At 73.9% G+C, this 17,132-nt stretch carries 16 protein-coding genes; 9 read left to right on the top strand and 7 right to left on the bottom strand.

The features are described 5' to 3' along the window. Window positions 1-110: 110 nt before the first annotated feature. A complete protein-coding gene (locus AB0N27_RS19605; protein WP_364371421.1) occupies window positions 111-1,112 on the bottom strand; it encodes an SDR family oxidoreductase in 1,002 nt (333 codons plus the stop codon). A 2-nt stretch (window positions 1,113-1,114) separates the two neighbouring features. Further along, entirely contained in the window at window positions 1,115-1,555 is a 441-nt protein-coding gene (locus AB0N27_RS19600; protein WP_364371418.1) for an SRPBCC family protein, read from the bottom strand. 154 nt (window positions 1,556-1,709) lie between these two features. Here AB0N27_RS19600 and AB0N27_RS19595 point away from each other — a divergent pair, with 154 nt between their 5' ends. From AB0N27_RS19595 to AB0N27_RS19560, 8 genes are read left to right on the top strand one after another with little or no spacing between them, the layout of a single operon-like run. Further along, a complete protein-coding gene (locus tag AB0N27_RS19595; RefSeq protein ID WP_364371416.1) occupies window positions 1,710-3,383 on the top strand; it encodes an HAD-IIIA family hydrolase in 1,674 nt (557 codons plus the stop codon). After that, window positions 3,380-4,354 carry a glycosyltransferase gene (locus tag AB0N27_RS19590; protein ID WP_364371413.1) on the top strand — a complete coding sequence of 325 codons (975 nt, stop codon included), beginning with the start codon at window positions 3,380-3,382 and terminating at the stop codon, window positions 4,352-4,354. The genes AB0N27_RS19595 and AB0N27_RS19590 overlap by 4 nt, the downstream gene beginning before the upstream one ends. Further along, a complete protein-coding gene (locus AB0N27_RS19585; protein WP_364371410.1) occupies window positions 4,339-5,556 on the top strand; it encodes a glycosyltransferase in 1,218 nt (405 codons plus the stop codon). Before AB0N27_RS19590 ends, AB0N27_RS19585 begins: the two co-directional genes overlap by 16 nt. Then, window positions 5,553-6,212 carry an SIS domain-containing protein gene (locus AB0N27_RS19580; RefSeq protein WP_364372119.1) on the top strand — a complete coding sequence of 220 codons (660 nt, stop codon included), beginning with the start codon at window positions 5,553-5,555 and terminating at the stop codon, window positions 6,210-6,212. Before AB0N27_RS19585 ends, AB0N27_RS19580 begins: the two co-directional genes overlap by 4 nt. Window positions 6,213-6,228: 16 nt before the next feature. Next, complete coding sequence (locus AB0N27_RS19575) at window positions 6,229-7,677, top strand: PfkB family carbohydrate kinase (RefSeq protein ID WP_364371407.1); 1,449 nt, start codon at window positions 6,229-6,231, stop codon at window positions 7,675-7,677. Then, window positions 7,674-8,363, top strand: coding sequence for an SDR family oxidoreductase (locus AB0N27_RS19570; RefSeq protein WP_364371404.1), 690 nt, complete (start codon window positions 7,674-7,676; stop codon window positions 8,361-8,363). The genes AB0N27_RS19575 and AB0N27_RS19570 overlap by 4 nt, the downstream gene beginning before the upstream one ends. Further along, complete coding sequence (locus AB0N27_RS19565; protein ID WP_364371401.1) at window positions 8,360-9,313, top strand: glycosyltransferase family 9 protein; 954 nt, start codon at window positions 8,360-8,362, stop codon at window positions 9,311-9,313. The genes AB0N27_RS19570 and AB0N27_RS19565 overlap by 4 nt, the downstream gene beginning before the upstream one ends. Then, on the top strand, window positions 9,297-10,280 hold the full coding sequence (locus AB0N27_RS19560) for a DNA topoisomerase IB (protein WP_364371398.1): 984 nt from the start codon (window positions 9,297-9,299) through the stop codon (window positions 10,278-10,280). Before AB0N27_RS19565 ends, AB0N27_RS19560 begins: the two co-directional genes overlap by 17 nt. Before the next feature lie 114 nt (window positions 10,281-10,394). On the opposite strand, the gene AB0N27_RS19555 is transcribed toward AB0N27_RS19560, so the two are convergent. Both AB0N27_RS19555 and AB0N27_RS19550 read right to left on the bottom strand, forming a co-directional pair. Continuing rightward, on the bottom strand, window positions 10,395-11,429 hold the full coding sequence (locus tag AB0N27_RS19555) for a helix-turn-helix domain-containing protein (protein ID WP_364371395.1): 1,035 nt from the start codon (window positions 11,427-11,429) through the stop codon (window positions 10,395-10,397). A gap of 9 nt (window positions 11,430-11,438) precedes the next feature. Continuing rightward, on the bottom strand, window positions 11,439-12,200 hold the full coding sequence (locus AB0N27_RS19550) for a TetR/AcrR family transcriptional regulator (RefSeq protein ID WP_364371392.1): 762 nt from the start codon (window positions 12,198-12,200) through the stop codon (window positions 11,439-11,441). 81 nt (window positions 12,201-12,281) lie between these two features. On the opposite strand from AB0N27_RS19550, the gene AB0N27_RS19545 reads away from it, so the two are divergent. Then, entirely contained in the window at window positions 12,282-13,865 is a 1,584-nt protein-coding gene (locus AB0N27_RS19545) for an MFS transporter (RefSeq protein WP_364371389.1), read from the top strand. Here AB0N27_RS19545 and AB0N27_RS19540 read toward each other — a convergent pair. The 3 genes from AB0N27_RS19540 to AB0N27_RS19530 form a co-directional block, all read right to left on the bottom strand. Then, entirely contained in the window at window positions 13,855-14,358 is a 504-nt protein-coding gene (locus AB0N27_RS19540) for a hypothetical protein (RefSeq protein ID WP_364371386.1), read from the bottom strand. The genes AB0N27_RS19545 and AB0N27_RS19540 overlap by 11 nt on opposite strands. Before the next feature lie 52 nt (window positions 14,359-14,410). Further along, complete coding sequence (locus tag AB0N27_RS19535; RefSeq protein WP_364371383.1) at window positions 14,411-16,042, bottom strand: RecQ family ATP-dependent DNA helicase; 1,632 nt, start codon at window positions 16,040-16,042, stop codon at window positions 14,411-14,413. A 72-nt stretch (window positions 16,043-16,114) separates the two neighbouring features. Further along, window positions 16,115-17,065 (bottom strand): TIGR03557 family F420-dependent LLM class oxidoreductase, encoded by a 951-nt coding sequence (locus tag AB0N27_RS19530; RefSeq protein ID WP_364371380.1) that lies wholly within the window; start codon window positions 17,063-17,065, stop codon window positions 16,115-16,117. Between the last annotated feature and the right edge of the window lie 67 nt (window positions 17,066-17,132).

Raw genomic sequence — 17,132 nt, 5'->3', positions numbered from 1 at the left:
ACAGGGCTACCTGAGAGGGTATCCAGTTGTCGCGTCCGAGTGGAAAACGCTCCCCTTCCGGGCGTTGCGGGCGAGGTCACCCCAATGGTGGCGGGCGCCCACAGCGCGGCTCACCGCAGTCGCCGGGCCACCGCGGTGAGGGCCAGCGCCACACCGGCGAGCGCGACTCCGGACAGCGCCGGCTTGTGGGTGCCCACCCACAGCGCCGCCGAGCGGTCGCGCGCCCGGTCGGCGAACACGCCCGCCGCACCCCGGTCCCGGTCCTCGTCGCCGGGGTGGTCCAGGTTGTCCCGCCAGGTGCCGGGGTCGATCCTCTCGCCGGTCTGCTGGCTGTCGTACCCGTCGCGGGCTAGCTTCCGGTCGAGCAGCCCGGGGATCAGGATGTCGCCCAGCCGGGCACGCCAGGTCGGACCGCCGACGTTGAGCTCCCGGGGACCGTGGTCGGCGGCCCACACGATCGCGCGGGCGGCCACCTCCGGCGCGAAGATCGGCGGCACCGGCTGCGGATGCCGGGGCAACCGGGTACGCACCCAGGAGAACTGCGGCGTGTTCACCGCGGGCAGCTGCACCATCGACAGCTTCACCCCGGGGCAGTCGTGCAGCAGCTCGGCCCGCAGGGAGTCGTTGAACCCCTGCACGGCGTGCTTGCTCGCGCAGTACGCCGACTGCAACGGGATCCCCCGGTACGCCAGCGCGGAGCCCACCTGCACGATCGCGCCCCGACCGTGCGCGCGCATGTGCCGCAGCGCCGCGAGGGTGCCGTGCACCGTACCCAGGTAGGTGACCTCGGTGACCCGCCGGAACTCGCGGGCCGGGATCTCCCACGCCGGCGCGAACACCGACACCATGGCGTTGTTGACCCACACGTCGATGCCGCCCCAGCGGTGCACGACGTCGTCGGCGGCCTGCTGCACCGCGCCCGCGTCCGCCACGTCGACCCGGTGGACGCGCACGTCGGCGGCGCCGCGCAGCCGGCAGTCCCGCTCGGCGGCGGCCAGGCCGGCCTCGCCCCGGGCCAGCAACGCCAACCGGGCGCCCCGGGCCGCGTACGCCTGCGCCACCGCACGGCCCACGCCGGCGCTCGCGCCGGTCACCACAACGGTCTGCGTCACGGTCACCCCTTCTGACGGGTGGCGATGTCCGAGAGCCGGTTCAGGGTCTCCCGGTTACGCAGGTGCAGCACCAGGTCGTTGAGCTTGTTACGGACCCAGCGCAGCGGGCCGGCGGCGAAGTCCTCGCCGATCCGTACCCGGGTGGCGCCGTCGCCCACGGGTTCCAGGGTGAACGACACGACCGCCTCGCCGGCCGGCCACAGACCGGCCCGCAGCACGAGCCGGCGCGGTGGTTCGCAGACCAGCACCGTGGACGCGTCCTGCAACGAGAACGGCCACGGGCCGGCCCGGTGGTGCAGCTGACTGCCCACTCGCGGCCACGCGTCGTCGACGTCCCGCACGTGTGCCGTGCCGACCACCCAGTCGCTGTACGTCCACCCGTCGGCCAGCACGTCGAACACCTGCTGCGGGGGAGCTTCGATCACTTTCTCCACAATCGCCACTGGGCTCCCATACCCGCGCGGCGGTGGTGCTAACGACCTGCGGGTTAGCTTCTCCCGGGCGGCGGGTAAGGCCGACGCGGGGCACCCGTGGCGGCGCTGGCCCACCGCGTCCACGACGACGTTTACTCCTCGGGGCGCAGGGAACCCGCCGCCTGTGCGACAGGACCAGGAGGATCCGGATCAGCGCAGGTCAGCCCGGGTGTACGCCCGCGCTGGCCAGGCCTGGTCCGGGCCCGTCGGGAGCCCCCGCGGGGTCCTGTACGACGCCGTGCTGCTCGACCGGGACGGCACCCTGATCGAGGACGTGCCGTACAACGGTGATCCGGAGAAGGTGCGGCCGGTGCCGGGCGCGCGGGCGGCGCTGGACCGGTTGCGGGCCGCCGGCCTGCGACTGGCGGTGGTGACGAACCAGTCGGGTCTGGCGCGTGGCTACTTCACCGAGGAGCAGATGCGGGCGGTGCACTCCCGCGTCGAGGAGCTGCTGGGCCGCTTCGACGCGTGGTTGGTCTGCCCGCACGACGACGCCGACGGGTGTGACTGCCGCAAACCGGCGCCCGGGCTGGTGCACGCCGCCGCCCGACAGCTGGGCACGAGCGCGTCGCGGTGCGTCATGGTCGGCGACATCGGCCGGGACGTCGCCGCCGCACTTGCCGCCGGCGCGGCGGGGGTGCTGGTGCCCACACCGGTGACCCGGCCGGAGGAGGTCGCCGCCGCCGGATGGGTGGCCGCCGACCTGCCCTCGGCGGTGCGGGAGATCCTGCGCCGCCAGGAGGCGGTACGCCCCGAGCCGGGCGGTGAGCGGATCGGGACGGCGTTGGTGGTGCGGTCGGACTCGGCCGGGGACGTGCTGGTCACCGGGCCGGCGATCCGTGCGGTGGCGGCGGGCGCGCGGCGCGTGGTGCTGCTGTGCGGGCCGCGTGGACGAGCCGCCGCCGAGCTGCTGCCCGGCGTCGACGAGATCATCGAACACCCGCTGCCGTGGATCGACCCCACTCCGGCGCCCGTCGATCCGGCGGCCGTGCGCGACCTGACCGCGCGCCTCGCCGCCGTCGACGCGGACCAGGCAGTGGTGTTCACCTCCTTCCACCAGTCGGCCCTGCCCCTGGCGCTGCTGCTGCGGATGGCCGCTATCGGCCGGATCGCGGCGATCAGCGACGACTACCCGGGCTCCCTGCTGGACGTACGCCACCGGGTGCCGGTGGGCGTCCCCGAGCCCGAACGCGCGCTCTCCCTCGCCGCCGCCGCCGGCCACCGGCTGCCCGACGGCGACGAGCCGGTGCTCCGGCTCCGGCCGGATGCCCTGCCCCCGCTCCCGGCCGGTCTCGGCGATCCCGGGTACGTGGTGCTGCACCCCGGCTCGGCCGCGTCGAGCCGGGCCTGCCCGCCCGAGCTGGCGACCCGGATCGCCGGCGCGCTGAGCGCCGCCGGGCACCGGGTGCTGGTCACCGGCGGTCCCGACGAGCGAGCGGTCACCGCCCGCGTCGCGGCGGCCGGCGGCATCGACCTGGGCGGCCGGACGGATCTGGCCGGCCTGGCCGCGATCGTGGCGGACGCCGCCGCGGTGGTGGTCGGCAACACCGGCCCCGCGCACCTCGCCGCCGCCGCCGGAGTGCCGGTGGTGAGCCTGTTCGCGCCGACCGTCCCGTTCGGACAGTGGGGGCCGTACCGGGTGCCGACCGTCCGACTCGGGGACGCCGCCGCGCCCTGCCGGGACACCCGGGCCGCCAGCTGCCCCGTCCCCGGGCACCCGTGCCTGAGCGACGTCGAGCCGGCCGAGGTGGTCGAGGCGCTGCGGGTGCTCGCCGTTGCCGGTGGTGGCGGCCGATGAACGTCCTGCTCTGGCACGTGCACGGCTCCTGGACGACGTCGTTCGTGCACGGCCGTCACCGCTACCTGATCCCCACCACACCCGACCGGGGTCCGTACGGCCTCGGCCGGGCCCGCACCTACCAGTGGCCGGACACCGCAGTCGAGGTGAGCCCGGACGAGCTGCCCGACGCCGACGTCGACCTGGTCATCCTGCAACGGCCCGAGGAGATCGACCTGGCCGAACAGTGGCTGCGCCGCCGTCCCGGCCGGGACGTCCCCGCCATCTACGTCGAGCACAACACCCCCAAGGGCGACGTGCCGAACACGCGCCACCCGATGGCCGACCGTGACGACCTGCTGATCGCCCACGTCACAGGCTTCAACCAGATCTTCTGGGACACCGGCACCACCCGCACCACAGTCGTCGACCACGGCATCGTCGCCCCCGCCGTGTCCTACACGGGCGAGCTGGACCGGCTCGCCGTCGTGATCAACGAGCCGGTGCGCCGGGGGCGGGTCACCGGCACCGACCTGCTGCCCCGCTTCGCCGAGATCGCCCCCCTCGACGTGTTCGGCATGGGCGTCGCCGGCCTCGCCGACCACCTGGGTCTGCCCGCCGACCGGCTCACCAGCCACGACGACGTGCCCCAGGACCGGATGCACGCCGAGCTGGCGCGGCGGCGCGCGTACCTGCACCTGTGCCGCTGGACCTCGCTCGGGCTCAGCCTCATCGAGGCCATGGCGATCGGCATGCCTGTCGTCGCGCTCGCCACCACCGAGGCGGTGACTGCCGTACCCCCGGGGGCGGGGGCCCTCGCCACCCGGACGGACACCCTGCTCGACGCGGCCCGCCGGTTCATCGCCGAACCGGAGGCCGCGCGTCAGGCCGGCGCGGTGGCACGGACCGCCGCACGGGACAGATACGGCCTCGACCGTTTCCTCGCTGACTGGGACCGGCTGCTGGAGGAGGAGATATGCGGATCGCGATGATCTCGGAGCACGCCAGCCCGCTCGCCATCCTCGGAGGCGAGGACGCCGGCGGCCAGAACACGCACGTCGCGGAGCTGTCCGCCGCGCTCGCCGCCGCCGGCCACGAGGTGCGGGTCTACACCCGCCGCGACGCGCTCGACCTGCCGGTGACGGTCCGCAGCCCGGACGGGTACGACGTGGTGCACGTACCCGCCGGGCCGGCCGAGCCGGTGGCCAAGGACGCGTTGCTTCCGCACATGCGGGAGTTCAGCCGCTGGCTGGTCGAGCGGTGGCGGGGCGGCGACTGGACACCCGAGGTGATCCACGCGCACTTCTGGATGAGTGGCCTGGCCGCGTTGACCGCCGGGCGGCAGACCGGGGTGCCGGTGGTGCAGACGTACCACGCGTTGGGCACCGTGAAGCGTCGCTACCAGGGCGTACAGGACACCAGCCCGGCACGCCGGATCGCGTACGAGCGGGAGTTGGGCCGCTCGGTGGACCGGGTGGTCGCGCAGTGCCGCGACGAGGTCGGCGAGCTGGTCCGGATGGGAGTGCCCCGGTCCCGGATGACTGTGGTGCCCTCCGGCGTCAACCTCTCCACGTTCGCCCCCCTCGGGCCGGCCGCCGACCGGGAGCCCGGGCGGGCCCGGATCCTGACCGTGGGCCGGCTGGTCGAGCGCAAGGGCTTCCAGACTGTCGTGCGCGCGATGGCGCTGGTCCCCGACGCCGAGTGCGTGGTGGTCGGCGGCCCGCCCGAGGGGCTGCTGGAGACCGACCCGTACGCCCGCCGGCTGCGGGCGCTCGCCGAGACGTGCGGGGTGGCCGACCGGGTGCACCTGGTCGGCGCCGTGCCCCGGGAGGAGATGGGCCGCTGGTACCGCTCGGCGGACCTGCTCGTCGCCGCGCCCTGGTACGAGCCGTTCGGCCTGACCCCGCTGGAGGCGATGGCCTGCGGGGTGCCGGTCGTCGGCACCGCCGTGGGTGGCATCCGGGACACGGTGGTCGACGGGACGACCGGGGATCTCGTACCGGCGCGGGACCCGAGGGCGCTGGCCACCGCGATCCAGGGTCTGCTCGACGACCGGATCCGGCGCTTCGCCTACGCCACGGCGGCACGTGAGCGGGCCCGTTCCCGGTACTCGTGGGCGGCGACCGCGGAGCGGCTGGCGGAGGTCTACGGCGAGGTGGCCGCGGTGCGCCGGCCGACCCGGGTGGTGGCCTGATGCCGGCGGGCAACCTGCTGGAGACCCACCTGACGAACCTGGCGGCGGCGCTGGTGCCGTACCGGCTCTGCGAGCCGCAGGTGGCGCGCTGGGGTGCCGAGTTGGCCCACCGGCTGACGGCCGGCGGCCGGTTGCTGGTCGCCGGCAACGGCGGGAGCGCCGCCGAGGCCCAGCACCTGACCGCCGAGCTGGTGGGCAAGCTGCACCACGACCGGCAGCCGTTGTCGGCGATCGCCCTGCACGCCGAGACGAGTGCGGTCACCGCCATCGCCAACGACTACGGCTACACCGACGTGTACGCCCGGCAGGTCCGCGCGCACGGGCGGCCCGGCGACGTCCTGCTGCTGCTGAGCACCAGCGGCGCCAGCGAGAACCTGCTCACCGCCGCGAGGGCCGGCCGCGACGCCGGCCTCACCACGTGGGCGCTCACCGGTCCGACTCCCAACGCCCTCGCCGAGGCGTGCGACGAGGTGCTCGCCGTGTCGTCGACCGACACCCAGGTCGTTCAGGAGCTGCACCTCGTCACGAGTCATCTGATCTGCGAGTACCTCGAAAAGGAACTGCCCCCGTCGGCTGTCACCGCGTCGTCGTCTCCGGTTCGGACCGGGGTCGAGGTGGTGCTCGACGGCGGGGCCGGACAGCAGGTCGACGCGTGAGGATGAGGAGGAAAGCGTGAGGGGACCCGTGGTGGTGGTCGGGGACACCCTGCTCGACCGGGACGTGGAAGGGGTGGTGAACCGCCTCTGCCCGGACTCGCCGGTGCCGGTGCTCGACGAGACGGTGGCCACCGACCGGCCCGGTGGGGCCGGTCTGGCGGCGGTGTTCGCCGCCGCGCAGGGCGCCGAGGTGGTGCTGGTGACCGCTCTAGCCGACGATGCCGGTGGTGCCCGCCTGAGTGCCCTGCTCGCCGCCGCCGGCGTGCGGGTGTACCCGCTGCCCCTGTCCGGTGCGACGCCGGAGAAGATCCGGCTGCGGGCCCGGGGCCGGGTGCTGCTGCGCCATGACCGCGGCGGTGTGCCCGGCGAGCCGGGCCAGCCCTCCGAGGAGGTGTTGCGCGTGATCGGCGCGTCGTCGGCGGTGCTGGTCAGCGACTACGGCCGGGGGGTGGCCCGGCAGCCGGCGCTGCGCGACGCCCTCGCCGCCACCCGCGCGCCTGTGGTGTGGGACCCGCATCCGCGTGGCCCCGCCGCGGTGCCCGGCGTGCACCTGGCCACTCCGAACGAGTCGGAGGTGCGCGAGCTGGTCCCGGCGCTGCCCGGGACGTCCCGGCTGGCCGCCGCGTCCCGGGGCGCGCAGGGGCTGCGCCGGCGCTGGCGGGCCGGGGCGGTCGCGGTGACCCTGGGCGGGGACGGCGCGTTGCTCTGCCACGCCGGGTCGACGCCGCTGGTGGTGCCCACCCCGGGCAGCGCCGAGGGGGACACCTGCGGCGCGGGCGACCGGTTCGCGGCGGCCGCCAGCCTCGCGCTGGCCCAGGGCGCGCTGGTCTCCGAGGCGGTGCAGGCGGCCGTCGCGGAGGCGTCCGCGTACGTGGCCGGTGGGGGTGTCGCCGCGGCCCTGCCGTCGCCGGCTGGCGACCGCAACCATCCGGTACGTGCCGCCGTGCCCGGCCCCGGCGGTGACCGGGTGGGCGTCGCTCCCGTCGCCGCGCTGCTGGCCGAGGTCCGTGCCGCGGGCGGCACGGTGGTGGCGACCGGGGGCTGCTTCGACCTGCTGCACGCCGGGCACGTGGCGACCCTCCAGGCCGCCCGGCAGCTCGGCGACTGCCTGATCGTGTGCCTCAACTCCGACGCCAGCGTGGCCGGGTTGAAGGGGCCGGACCGGCCGGTCATGTCCGAGGGGGACCGGGCGCGGCTGCTCGCGGCGCTGAGCTGCGTCGACGCGGTCATGGTCTTCGACGAGTCGACCCCGGAAGCGGCGTTGTCGTGGCTGCGGCCGGACATCTGGGTCAAGGGCGGGGACTACGCCACCGGGGGAGGGGACGCCGCGAGTCTGCCGGAGGCGGAGGTCCTGCGCCGGTGGGGCGGCAACACGGTGGTGGTGCCCTACCTGGACGGTCGGTCCACGACCGACATGATCGCCCGTTCGGTCGCGCCGGTGTCGACGCCGGAGCGGGTCCGATGACCGCCACCGGCCCGAGCGTCCTCGTGACGGGCGGCTCCAGCGGGCTCGGCGCGGCGGTGGTCGCCGCGGTGGCCGCCGCCGGCGGCCGGCCGCTCGTACTGGACCGGCAGCCGCCTGTCGACGGAGTCTCCTGGACCGAGTGCGACCTGGCCGACACCCGGGCCGCCGAGGCCGCGACGCGGCACCTCGCCGAGCAGGCCGGCGGCCTGGACGCGGTGGTCACTGCCGCCGGCATGGACGTGCCGGGCCGGCTCGCCGACGTACCGGGCGAGACGTGGGACCGGATCGTGGCCGTCGACCTGCTCGCGACGGCCGCCGTGATCCGGGCCGCGCTGCCGTTCCTGTTGACCTCCCGGGGCCGCGTCGTCACTGTCGCCTCCACCCTGGGCGTCAAGGCGGTAAGCGACGCCACCGCGTACTGCGCCGCGAAGTTCGGCGTGGTGGGTTTCACCCGGGCGTTGGCCGCCGAACTCGCCGGCCAGGTCGGCGTGACCCTGCTGCTTCCGGGCGGGATGCGGACGGCGTTCTTCGACGAGCGGGACCCGCAGTACAAGCCGGGACCGGACGCCATCCTCAACGACCCCGCCGACACCGCCGCGGCGATCATGTTCGCGCTCAACCAGCCGGCCGGGTGCGCGGTACGGGAACTTGTCGTCTGCGCCGAGCAGGAGACGTCGTACCCGTGATCCTGGTCCTGCGGGCCCTGGGCGTCGGCGACCTGGTCACCGCCGTGCCCGCGCTGCGGGCGTTGCGGGCCGCGTACCCCGGTCGGGAGCTGGCGCTCGCCGCGCCGGCCTGGCTGGCCCCGCTCGTCGACCTGGTCGGCGGCGTCGACCGGCTGGTGGACACCGACGGTCTGGACCGGCCGGTGCGGGTCGGGTCGGCGCCGCGCGTCGCCGTCAACCTGCACGGGCGCGGCCCGGGATCGCACCGTTTGCTGGCCGCGACCCGGCCCGGGCGGCTGCTCGCCTTCGCCAACCAGGAGGCTGGCTTTCCCGCCGGACCGGAGTGGGTCGAGCGGGAACACGAGGTGGACCGCTGGTGCCGGCTGCTGTCCTGGTACGGCATCCCGGCTGACCGCGCCGACCTCGGCCTGCGCCGGCCCGAGCCGGCGGGACTGCCCACCGGGGCCACCCTGCTGCATCCGGGCAGCAAGATCCCCGCGAAGCGCTGGCCGGCGGACCGGTTCGCGGCACTGGCCCGCGCCCTCACCGACCAGGGGCACCGGGTGCTGCTCACCGGCTCGGCCGACGAGCGGGCTATCGCCGTACGGGTGGCCGACGACGCCGGACTGCCGGCCGAGGCCGTGCTCGCCGGGCGGACCGACCTCGGCGCGCTCGCCGCGTTGGTGGCCGGCGCCCGCCTGGTGGTCAGCGGGGACACCGGGGTGGCGCACGTCGCCACCGCGTACGGCACCCCGTCGGTGGTGCTGTTCGGGCCGGTGCCGCCGGCGCTCTGGGGGCCACCACCGGACCGCCCCCGGCATCGCGTGCTCTGGGCCGGCGAGATGGATTGGCCCAGCTGGGACGGGGTAGGAAGCCACCCGATGCTGGCGGCCCTGGGCCTCGACGAGGTGCTGGCCGCCGTGGCCGAGGTGGAACGGGTGGTGCGGGTCTCCGGTGCGATTGCGGCGTAGCGATCCGGGCCGGCCGGGATACCGGCGTCGCCGGCGCGGCAGGGGCTGGCTCTTTCTCGACCCGGCCGGCGACCCGGTCAGGGACCCCGACGTCCTGGCCCGGCTGCGGGACCTCGTCATCCCGCCGGCCTGGCAGGACGTGTGGATCTCGCCGTACCCGAACGGGCACATCCAGGCGACAGGCATCGACGCGGCCGGCCGCAAGCAGTACCTCTACCACCCCGTGTGGCGGGAGAAGCAGGACGAGGCGAAGTTCGACCGCATGCTGGAGGTGGCGCGGCGGCTGCCGGCGCTGCGCGAGCGGGTGGGTCGGGACCTGGACGGACGGGGCCTGGGCCGGGACCGGGTGCTCGCCACGGTGGCCCGGCTGCTGGACATGGGGATGTTCCGGGTGGGCAACGAGCAGTACGCGGCCGGCGACGACCCGACGTTCGGGGTGTCCACCCTGCGCCCCGAGCACGCCCGGACCCGGGGCGGCTGCGTGGTCTTCGAGTTCCCCGCCAAGGGCGGCATCGAGCAGGTACGCCGGATCGAGGATCCGGAGCTGTGCGGGGTGCTCGTCGACCTGCGTCGGCGCCGGCGGCGTGCCGAGCGGCTGTTCGGTTACTGGGACGGCCGGGAGTGGCGCGACGTGCGCAGCGACGAGGTCAACGGCTACCTGCGCGACGCCAGCGGCGGGGAGATGACGGCCAAGGACTTCCGGACCTGGCACGCCACGGTGCTCGCCGCGACCGAGTTGGCGACTGTCGGCCTGGCCCGTTCGGTGACCGCGCGCCGCAGGGCGGTGGCGGCTGTGATGCGTGAGGTGGCGGACCTGCTGGGCAACACCCCCACGGTGGCCCGGACGTCCTACGTGGACCCTCGGGTCGTCGACCTCTACCACGACGGGGTGGTGGTGCCTGTCGACCCGGGCGCGCCGCGCGAGGAGGCCGAACGGGTCGTGTTGGCGGCGCTGGAAAAGGCCTGAGCGGCCCGCCGGCGATCCTGGGACACCGGGCGGCCGCCCGCCGCGCATGGCGGCGGGCGCCTCGCCACGGCCCCCCGTTAGCGGCCCACCGGGTGACGGCCGGCCGCTGCCCAGTCAGTCTGCCGGAGGCGGGTTGACGGTGGATGCCGGGCGGTTGACGATCCGTGCCGGATCCGAGGTGGACTCCCGGTACGCCTGCGGGCTGGCGCCGTACGCCGCCCGGAACACCCGGCTGAAGTGGGCCTTGTCGGGAAAGCCCCACCGCGCGGCGATGACCTGGACGGGCTGGGTACGCAGGGCCGGGTCGGTCAGGTCGCGCCGGCACCGGGCCAACCGCACGTCGCGGATGTACGAGGCCACTGTCGTCTCCTGGGCCTCGAACAGCCGGTGCAGCGAGCGCAACGAGATGTGGTGGGCGTCGGCGACGACCCGTGGGCTGAGCGCCGGGTCGCCGACGTGGCGGTGGACGTACGCCTGCACCTGGGTGACCAGCGCCCGGCGGCGTACCTCGGTCGGCACCTCGTCCTCGGCGACCAGATGCCGGCCGAGCATGGTGGTGGCCAGGTCCAGTCCGACCGCGCCGAGGCGGCCGGCGTCGGCGGCATGGTACTGCTCGGGGTGCCCGGTGACCTGGAGCAGGAACTGTGCCAGAAGTGCCCCGATGCCCTCCCGGCCGGACATCTTTCCCCCGAAGAGCGCGGCCATCCGGTGCGGCGGCAGTGGCAGGGCGGCGTGCGGGATCATCGTGATGACCGAGGTGGCGCGTTCCCGCTCGGGGTCGGTCGCGTGGTGGCCGACGTCGTGCGGGCGGGAGACGTTGTAGAAGGTGAACTCACCGGCCCGGATCTCGCTGTGACGGCCGTCCTGGCTCGACGTTCCGACGCCGTCGGTGGTGAGGGCGAGCATGTACACCTCCGGGTCCGACTGGCGGATCAGCTTGGGGGTCCGGGTGGCCTCCAGTGACGGGTAGTGGTACTTGACCAGATGGATCGGGCCGAGCTCGATGAAGGCGGCGTGGGCGGCGAAGTCGTCGTCGTGCGCGGATGAGATCCGCATCGGCGCCGAGGTACGCGCGACCAGGTCCAGCCACATGCCGAACCGCTCGCCCGGGGGCAGGACTGTGGTGTCGACGGTCTGCCGGTGCAGCATCGGCGCCCCTCAGGACGCTCGTCGGTCGACGAGTGCCTCGATGCCGTCGAGGATCCGGTCGAGGCCGAAGGTGAACTCGTCGTCGGGGTCGTCGTCCTGGTTGAGGACGCCGGAGGTCAGCACCCGGTGCAGTGCGGGGAAGCGCGCGGGATCGATGAGTCGGGCCACGGTACGACCGTACGCGGGCATCATCTCGCCGGGCTTGACGCCGGCCGCCCGGCTGCCCTCGGCGATCTGGGCGGTAAGCGTGGCCTCGTTGCGGACGTAGCCGGTGACCAGCAGGATCACCGACATCTTCTCGCCCGCGGCCAGGTGGGTGTCGTCGAGGCAGCGCAGCCCGTCCTCCAGCCAGCCGAGCTGCTGGGGGGTGATCGGCGGGCCGGTGATCGGCACGTGCAGCAGCCAGGTGCGGTGCCGCAGCACGTCGCGTTCGGCCCGGGCCCAGCGGGTCAGGCCGGCTCGCCAGCCGTCGCCGGGGGCAGCCGGGCCGGGCGGTGGGCCGTAGCCCGCGTCGACCATGAGCAGGAGCAGGTCGTCCTTCGAGCCGATGTGGCGGTAGAGGGCCATCGTGGCGGCGCCCAGTTCCTTGGCGACCCGGCTCATCGAGACGGCGGCCAGCCCGTCGGCGTCGGCCACCCGTACGGCGGCGTCCACGATGCCGGGCACGCTCAGCCCGGGGCGGGGCCCCTTGGGTGGCCGCTCGCGTAGCCCCCAGGCGCTCTCGATGGCCGGGGGGAGCGCCGGCCCGCTGTCGTCTTTCTTCGCCGCCACATGTCCTCCTTGCTTCGCCATCCTAGTTCTGCGTATGGTCTACGCATTACAGCGTACGGCATACGCAGAAGGGATCTGATCATGACGACGACGATCACACAGGCACCGAGGGCGGGCCGGCGGGAGTGGATCGGGTTCACGGTGCTGATGCTGCCGCTGCTCCTGGTCTCGATGGACGTGTCGGTGCTCTACTTCGCCGTCCCGTTCATCAGCGAGGAACTGCGCCCCACCGCCACCCAGCAGCTCTGGATCTTCGACATCTACGGCTTCGTACTGGCCGGCCTGCTGATCACGATGGGCGCTCTCGGTGACCGGATCGGCAGGCGCCGACTGCTGCTGCTCGGCGCCACCGCGTTCGGCGCGGCGTCGCTGCTCGCCGCGTACGCCCACAGCGCCGAGACGCTCATCGCCGCGCGTGCCGTGCTCGGCATCGGCGGCGCCACACTGATGCCCTCCACCCTCGCCCTGGTCCGCAACATGTTCCACGACGCCCGGCAGCGGGGCACCGCGATCGGCATCTGGACGGCCACGCTCACCGGCGGCATCGCGATCGGTCCGGTGTTAAGCGGCGTCCTGCTGGAGCACTTCTGGTGGGGCTCGATCTTCCTCATCAACATTCCGGCGATGCTGATGCTGCTCCTGCTCGCCCCGGTCCTGGTGCCCGAGTTCCGCAACCCGGCCGCCGGGCCGTTCGACCTGGTCAGCGCGGTCCTGTCACTCGGCGCGCTGCTGCCGGTGATCTACGGCATCAAGGAGATGGCTCGCGACGGCGTCGACGCGACGCGGGTCCTCGCGGTCGTCGCCGGCCTGCTCGTCGCGGCGCTGTTCGTGCGCCGGCAGCGGACCCGCGCGTACCCGATGATCGACCTGGCGCTGTTCCGCCGACCCGGCTTCGGCGGCTCGCTCGCGGTCAACCTGCTGGCGATGTTCGCGCTCGTCGGCTTCGCCATCTTCACCACCCAGCACCTCCAGCTGGTGCTCGGCATGAGCCCGCTGCGGGCGGCACTGTGGAGCCTCGTACCGTCGCTCGCCGTCGGAGGTGTCGCGCCGGCCGCCGCCGCGCTCGCCCAGCGCGTGGAGCGGGCGTACCTGATCGGGGCGGGTTTCGGGATCGCGGTGCTCGGCTTCGTGGTGCTGACCCGGGTCACGCCGGACTCGCCCCTGTGGCTGCTGCTGGCCGGCGCCAGCGTCTACGCGGGCGGCCTGGTGATGGTGATGTCCCTCGTCACCGAGTTGGTCCTCGGCGCGGCGCCGCCGGAGCAGGCCGGCGTCGCCTCCGCGCTCACCGAGTCCGGCAGCGAGCTGGGCGGCGCGCTGGGAATGGCGATCCTGGGCAGCGTGGGCGCGGCCGTCTACCGGCGCGAGGTCGTCGACGGTCTGCCCGCCGACCTGCCGCAGGGCGCCCGGGACGCGGCTCGGGAGACGTTGGGCGGTGCGCTCGCCGTGGCCAAGGGGCTGCCGGGGGAGCTGGGTGACGCAGTGCTGCATGCCGCCCGGTACGCGTTCGCCGACGGGCTGCACCTGGCCGCGTACGCGGCCATGGCGGCGATGCTGCTGGGAGCGGCGACCGCGCTGCTGACGCTGCGCGGTGTGCGACCGGCCGACCCCGCGGCGGTGACCGCCGCCGAGCCGACCGGTACGCCTGTGTCGTCGGTCAGTCGGTGAGGACGTGCGCCAGCCGGTCCCGGAAGCGCCGCTCGGAGTCGCTTACCGTCTCACCGCCGAGGCCCAGCAGCCCACCGCTGGACGCGGCGCCCACCACCTGCTCGGCGATGGTGACCAGCCAGTGCTTGTACGCGCCGGCTTCGCCCTCGTCGACGCGCGCGGCCAGCAGCGCGGCGGCCTCGCCGGCCCGCAGCAGCACGTCGTCGATGTACGCCCGGGGGTCGGCGGGCTCGATGACAGGCAGTTCCTCACCGGTCTCCGGGTCACCGACGCGGGTCACGATCTCGCCGGCCACGGCGGCGACCAGCGCACTGGCCGACTCCCGGCCGGCGGCGATGGTCTCCAGCCCGGCCGCGTTCTCCGCCATCGTCCGGCGGGTGCCGTCGGACTCGGCGGCGCTGGCGGCGGTCAGCACCGACTGCGGCAGGCCGACGAGCAGCCCCCACTCACCGTCGGAGAAACCAAAACCGGTGTACGCCGGCTGCTCGATCACGGCAACGCCCCTTCCGCCCTGCTCTGTGTGGTCAATCGGTGCCCGGGTCAGGCTAGTCCAGCGTCAGCAGGCCCTGTTCGGACACCACGCGCACGGACAGCGTCTTGTACCCGACCTCGTCGAAGAGAACCGTCATCTTGTCGTCCTCGTAGCTGAGCACCATGCCCTGCCCCCACTCCGGGTGGCGGACCCGGCTGTGCACCGGGAACGGTCCGACCGCGCCCTGGTCGGCGACGCTGGTGCCGTTGTGGCAGTTGTCGCAGTGCGCGCAGACCTCGGTCATCTGCTCGCCGAAGTAGGCAAGCAGGGTCTGGCCCCGGCAGGCCGTGGTCTCGGCGAAGGCCCGCATCATGTCGGTCCGCGAGCGGGTGACGGTCTGCTGCCGTTCGGCCTCGGCCAGCGCGGCGGCGGCGGCCTCGGTCGGCTTCGGGGAGTAGCGGGGCGCGCCGATGCGCTGGCGGGCGCGCGGCTCGGCGGCACCGACCTGCTCCAGCAGTGACAGGTACTGGCCGAGCTTGCGCGGGCCCAGCCCGGTGGCCTCGCGCAGATCGGTCTTGGTGGCCGGCTTGCGGCGCAGCAGCGCGGCGAGGTCACGCAGTTCGTTCTCGTCGGGCAGGCCGCCGCTGAAGAAGCGTTGCAGGCCCACGTCCTCGGCCTGCCAGAGCAGCAGCACCCGGGCCGGTTCACCGTCGCGGCCGGCCCGGCCGATCTCCTGGAAGTAGCTGTCCGGCGAGTCGGGCAGCGCCATGTGCACCACCCAGGCGATGTTCGGCTTGTCGATGCCCATGCCGAACGCCGAAGTGGCCACCATGATCGGCACCTGGTCGGCGAGGAACGCCTCGTGCAGCTCGGCGCGCGGGCCGGCGGCCATCCCACCGTGGTAGAACTGCGCCGGGAAACCGGCGTCGGTCAACCGGCCGGCCAACTCCTCGGCCGCCCGGCGGGTCGGCACGTAGATGATCCCCGGCCGACCCTCGTCGCGCAGCAGGGTCATCAGGCGCCGCCACCGGTAGTCCTCGGTGGGGCAGTGCGCCACCTCCAAGAACAGGTTGGGTCGGTCCAGACCGGACACCACAAGCTCCGGGTCGCGCAGGCGCAGCCGGGCGATGATGTCGTCGCGGACCGGCGGGGAGGCGGTGGCCGTCAGCGCGACCACAGGCGGTCGGCCGATGCCCTCGATGAGGTGCCCGAGCGCCAGGTAGTCGGGGCGGAAGTCGTGCCCCCAGGCCGAGATGCAGTGCGCCTCGTCGATCGCCACCAGCGCCGGCTTGAGCGACTTCACCTCGGCCATCCGGTCGGGGTTGCTCAACTGCTCTGGGGTGATGAACAGGAACTCCGCCCGACCCTCGCGGACCTCGGCGATCGCTTCGGCCTGCTGGGTGGCCGACTCGTTCGAACTGATCCGCACCGCCCGCAGCTCGGGGCGCTGCCGCTCGTTGAGGGCCGCGATCTGATCCTGTTGCAGGGCCAGCAGCGGGGAGATCACCACGGTGGGGCCGGGGATCAGGCTCGCCGGGATCTGGTAGATCGCCGACTTGCCGGCGCCGGTGGGCAGGACCACCAGCGCGTCGCGTCGCTTCATCACCGCGCGCATGGCGGCCAGCTGGTTGGGCCGCAGCGCGTTCCAGCCGAACAGGCTGCGCGCCGCGCGGCGCAACGACATCGAATGCGTGGACAGTTTCATCGAGGGCCGGAGGTACCCGAGCCCATGACCGCCGAAACACCTTCGACGATCATGGGCTCGTAACTCGTCGTCTCAGCGCAGTCGGGGCAGGACCTCGCGCCGGTAGAGGTCGAACAGACCCTGGAAGTGGGGGCCGGTGTTGGCCACGTACACCTCGTCGAAGCCGGCCTTGGCGTACTTGTCGATCATCTCCAGGTGCGCGTCGGCACTGTTTCCGCAGACGAACGCCTCCTTCATCATCTCCGGCTTGACCAGCTCGCCGGCCTGCTCGAAGTGCCGCGGCGAGGGCAGCACCTGGGACAGCTCACCGGGCACCCCGGCGTTGGGCCAGCGCTCGTACGCGATGCGCACGCCCTCGTCCTCGCTGTCCGCGTACGCCGCCTTGAAGCCGCCCTGACACGGCTTGTCGCCGCCGCCGTTCTCGCGGAAGCGCCGGACCATGTCGCCGTCCGGCATGGTGCTCACGTAGCCGTCGCCGATGCGGGCGGCCAGGTCGATGGCCTTCGGGCCGAACCCGGAGACGTAGATCGGCGGGGGAGCGTCGGGCAGCGTGTAGATGCGGGCGTGCTCGACCGTGTAGTGCGTGCCGTGGTGGTTGACGAAGCCGCCCTCCCACAGCTTGCGCAGCACCTCGACGGACTCCTCCAGCATCTCCAGCCGGACGTCGGCCTGCGGCCAGGCGTCGCCGAAGATGTGTTCGTTGAGCGCCTCGCCGGTGCCGACGCCGAGCACGAACCGTCCACCGTGCAGCACCGCGCTCGTCGCCGCCGCCTGGGCGATCACCGCCGGGTGGATCCGCACGGTGGGGCACGTCACGGCCGTCGTCACCGGCAGCGAGCAGACCTGGCTGAGCGCGCCGATCATCGACCAGACGAACGGGCTCTGGCCCTGGGCGTCCACCCACGGGTGGTAGTGGTCGGAGATCCACAGCGCCTCGAAGCCAGCCTGTTCGGCGCCGCGCGCCTGCTCCAGCAACTCCTCGGGCGTGTACTCCTCACTGGACAGGAAGTAACCGATCTTCATGGTGTCCCCTTCGGCGCGCGTACCTGCTGACGTCCACGCGGTACCCCGACGCCCTCCGGTCACACCG

The sequence above is a fragment of the Micromonospora sp. NPDC093244 genome, assembly GCF_040683695.1.
Taxonomy (GTDB): domain Bacteria; phylum Actinomycetota; class Actinomycetes; order Mycobacteriales; family Micromonosporaceae; genus Micromonospora.
The sequence above is the reverse complement of the archived record's forward strand: the minus strand, read 5'-3'. Positions and strand labels throughout refer to the sequence as shown.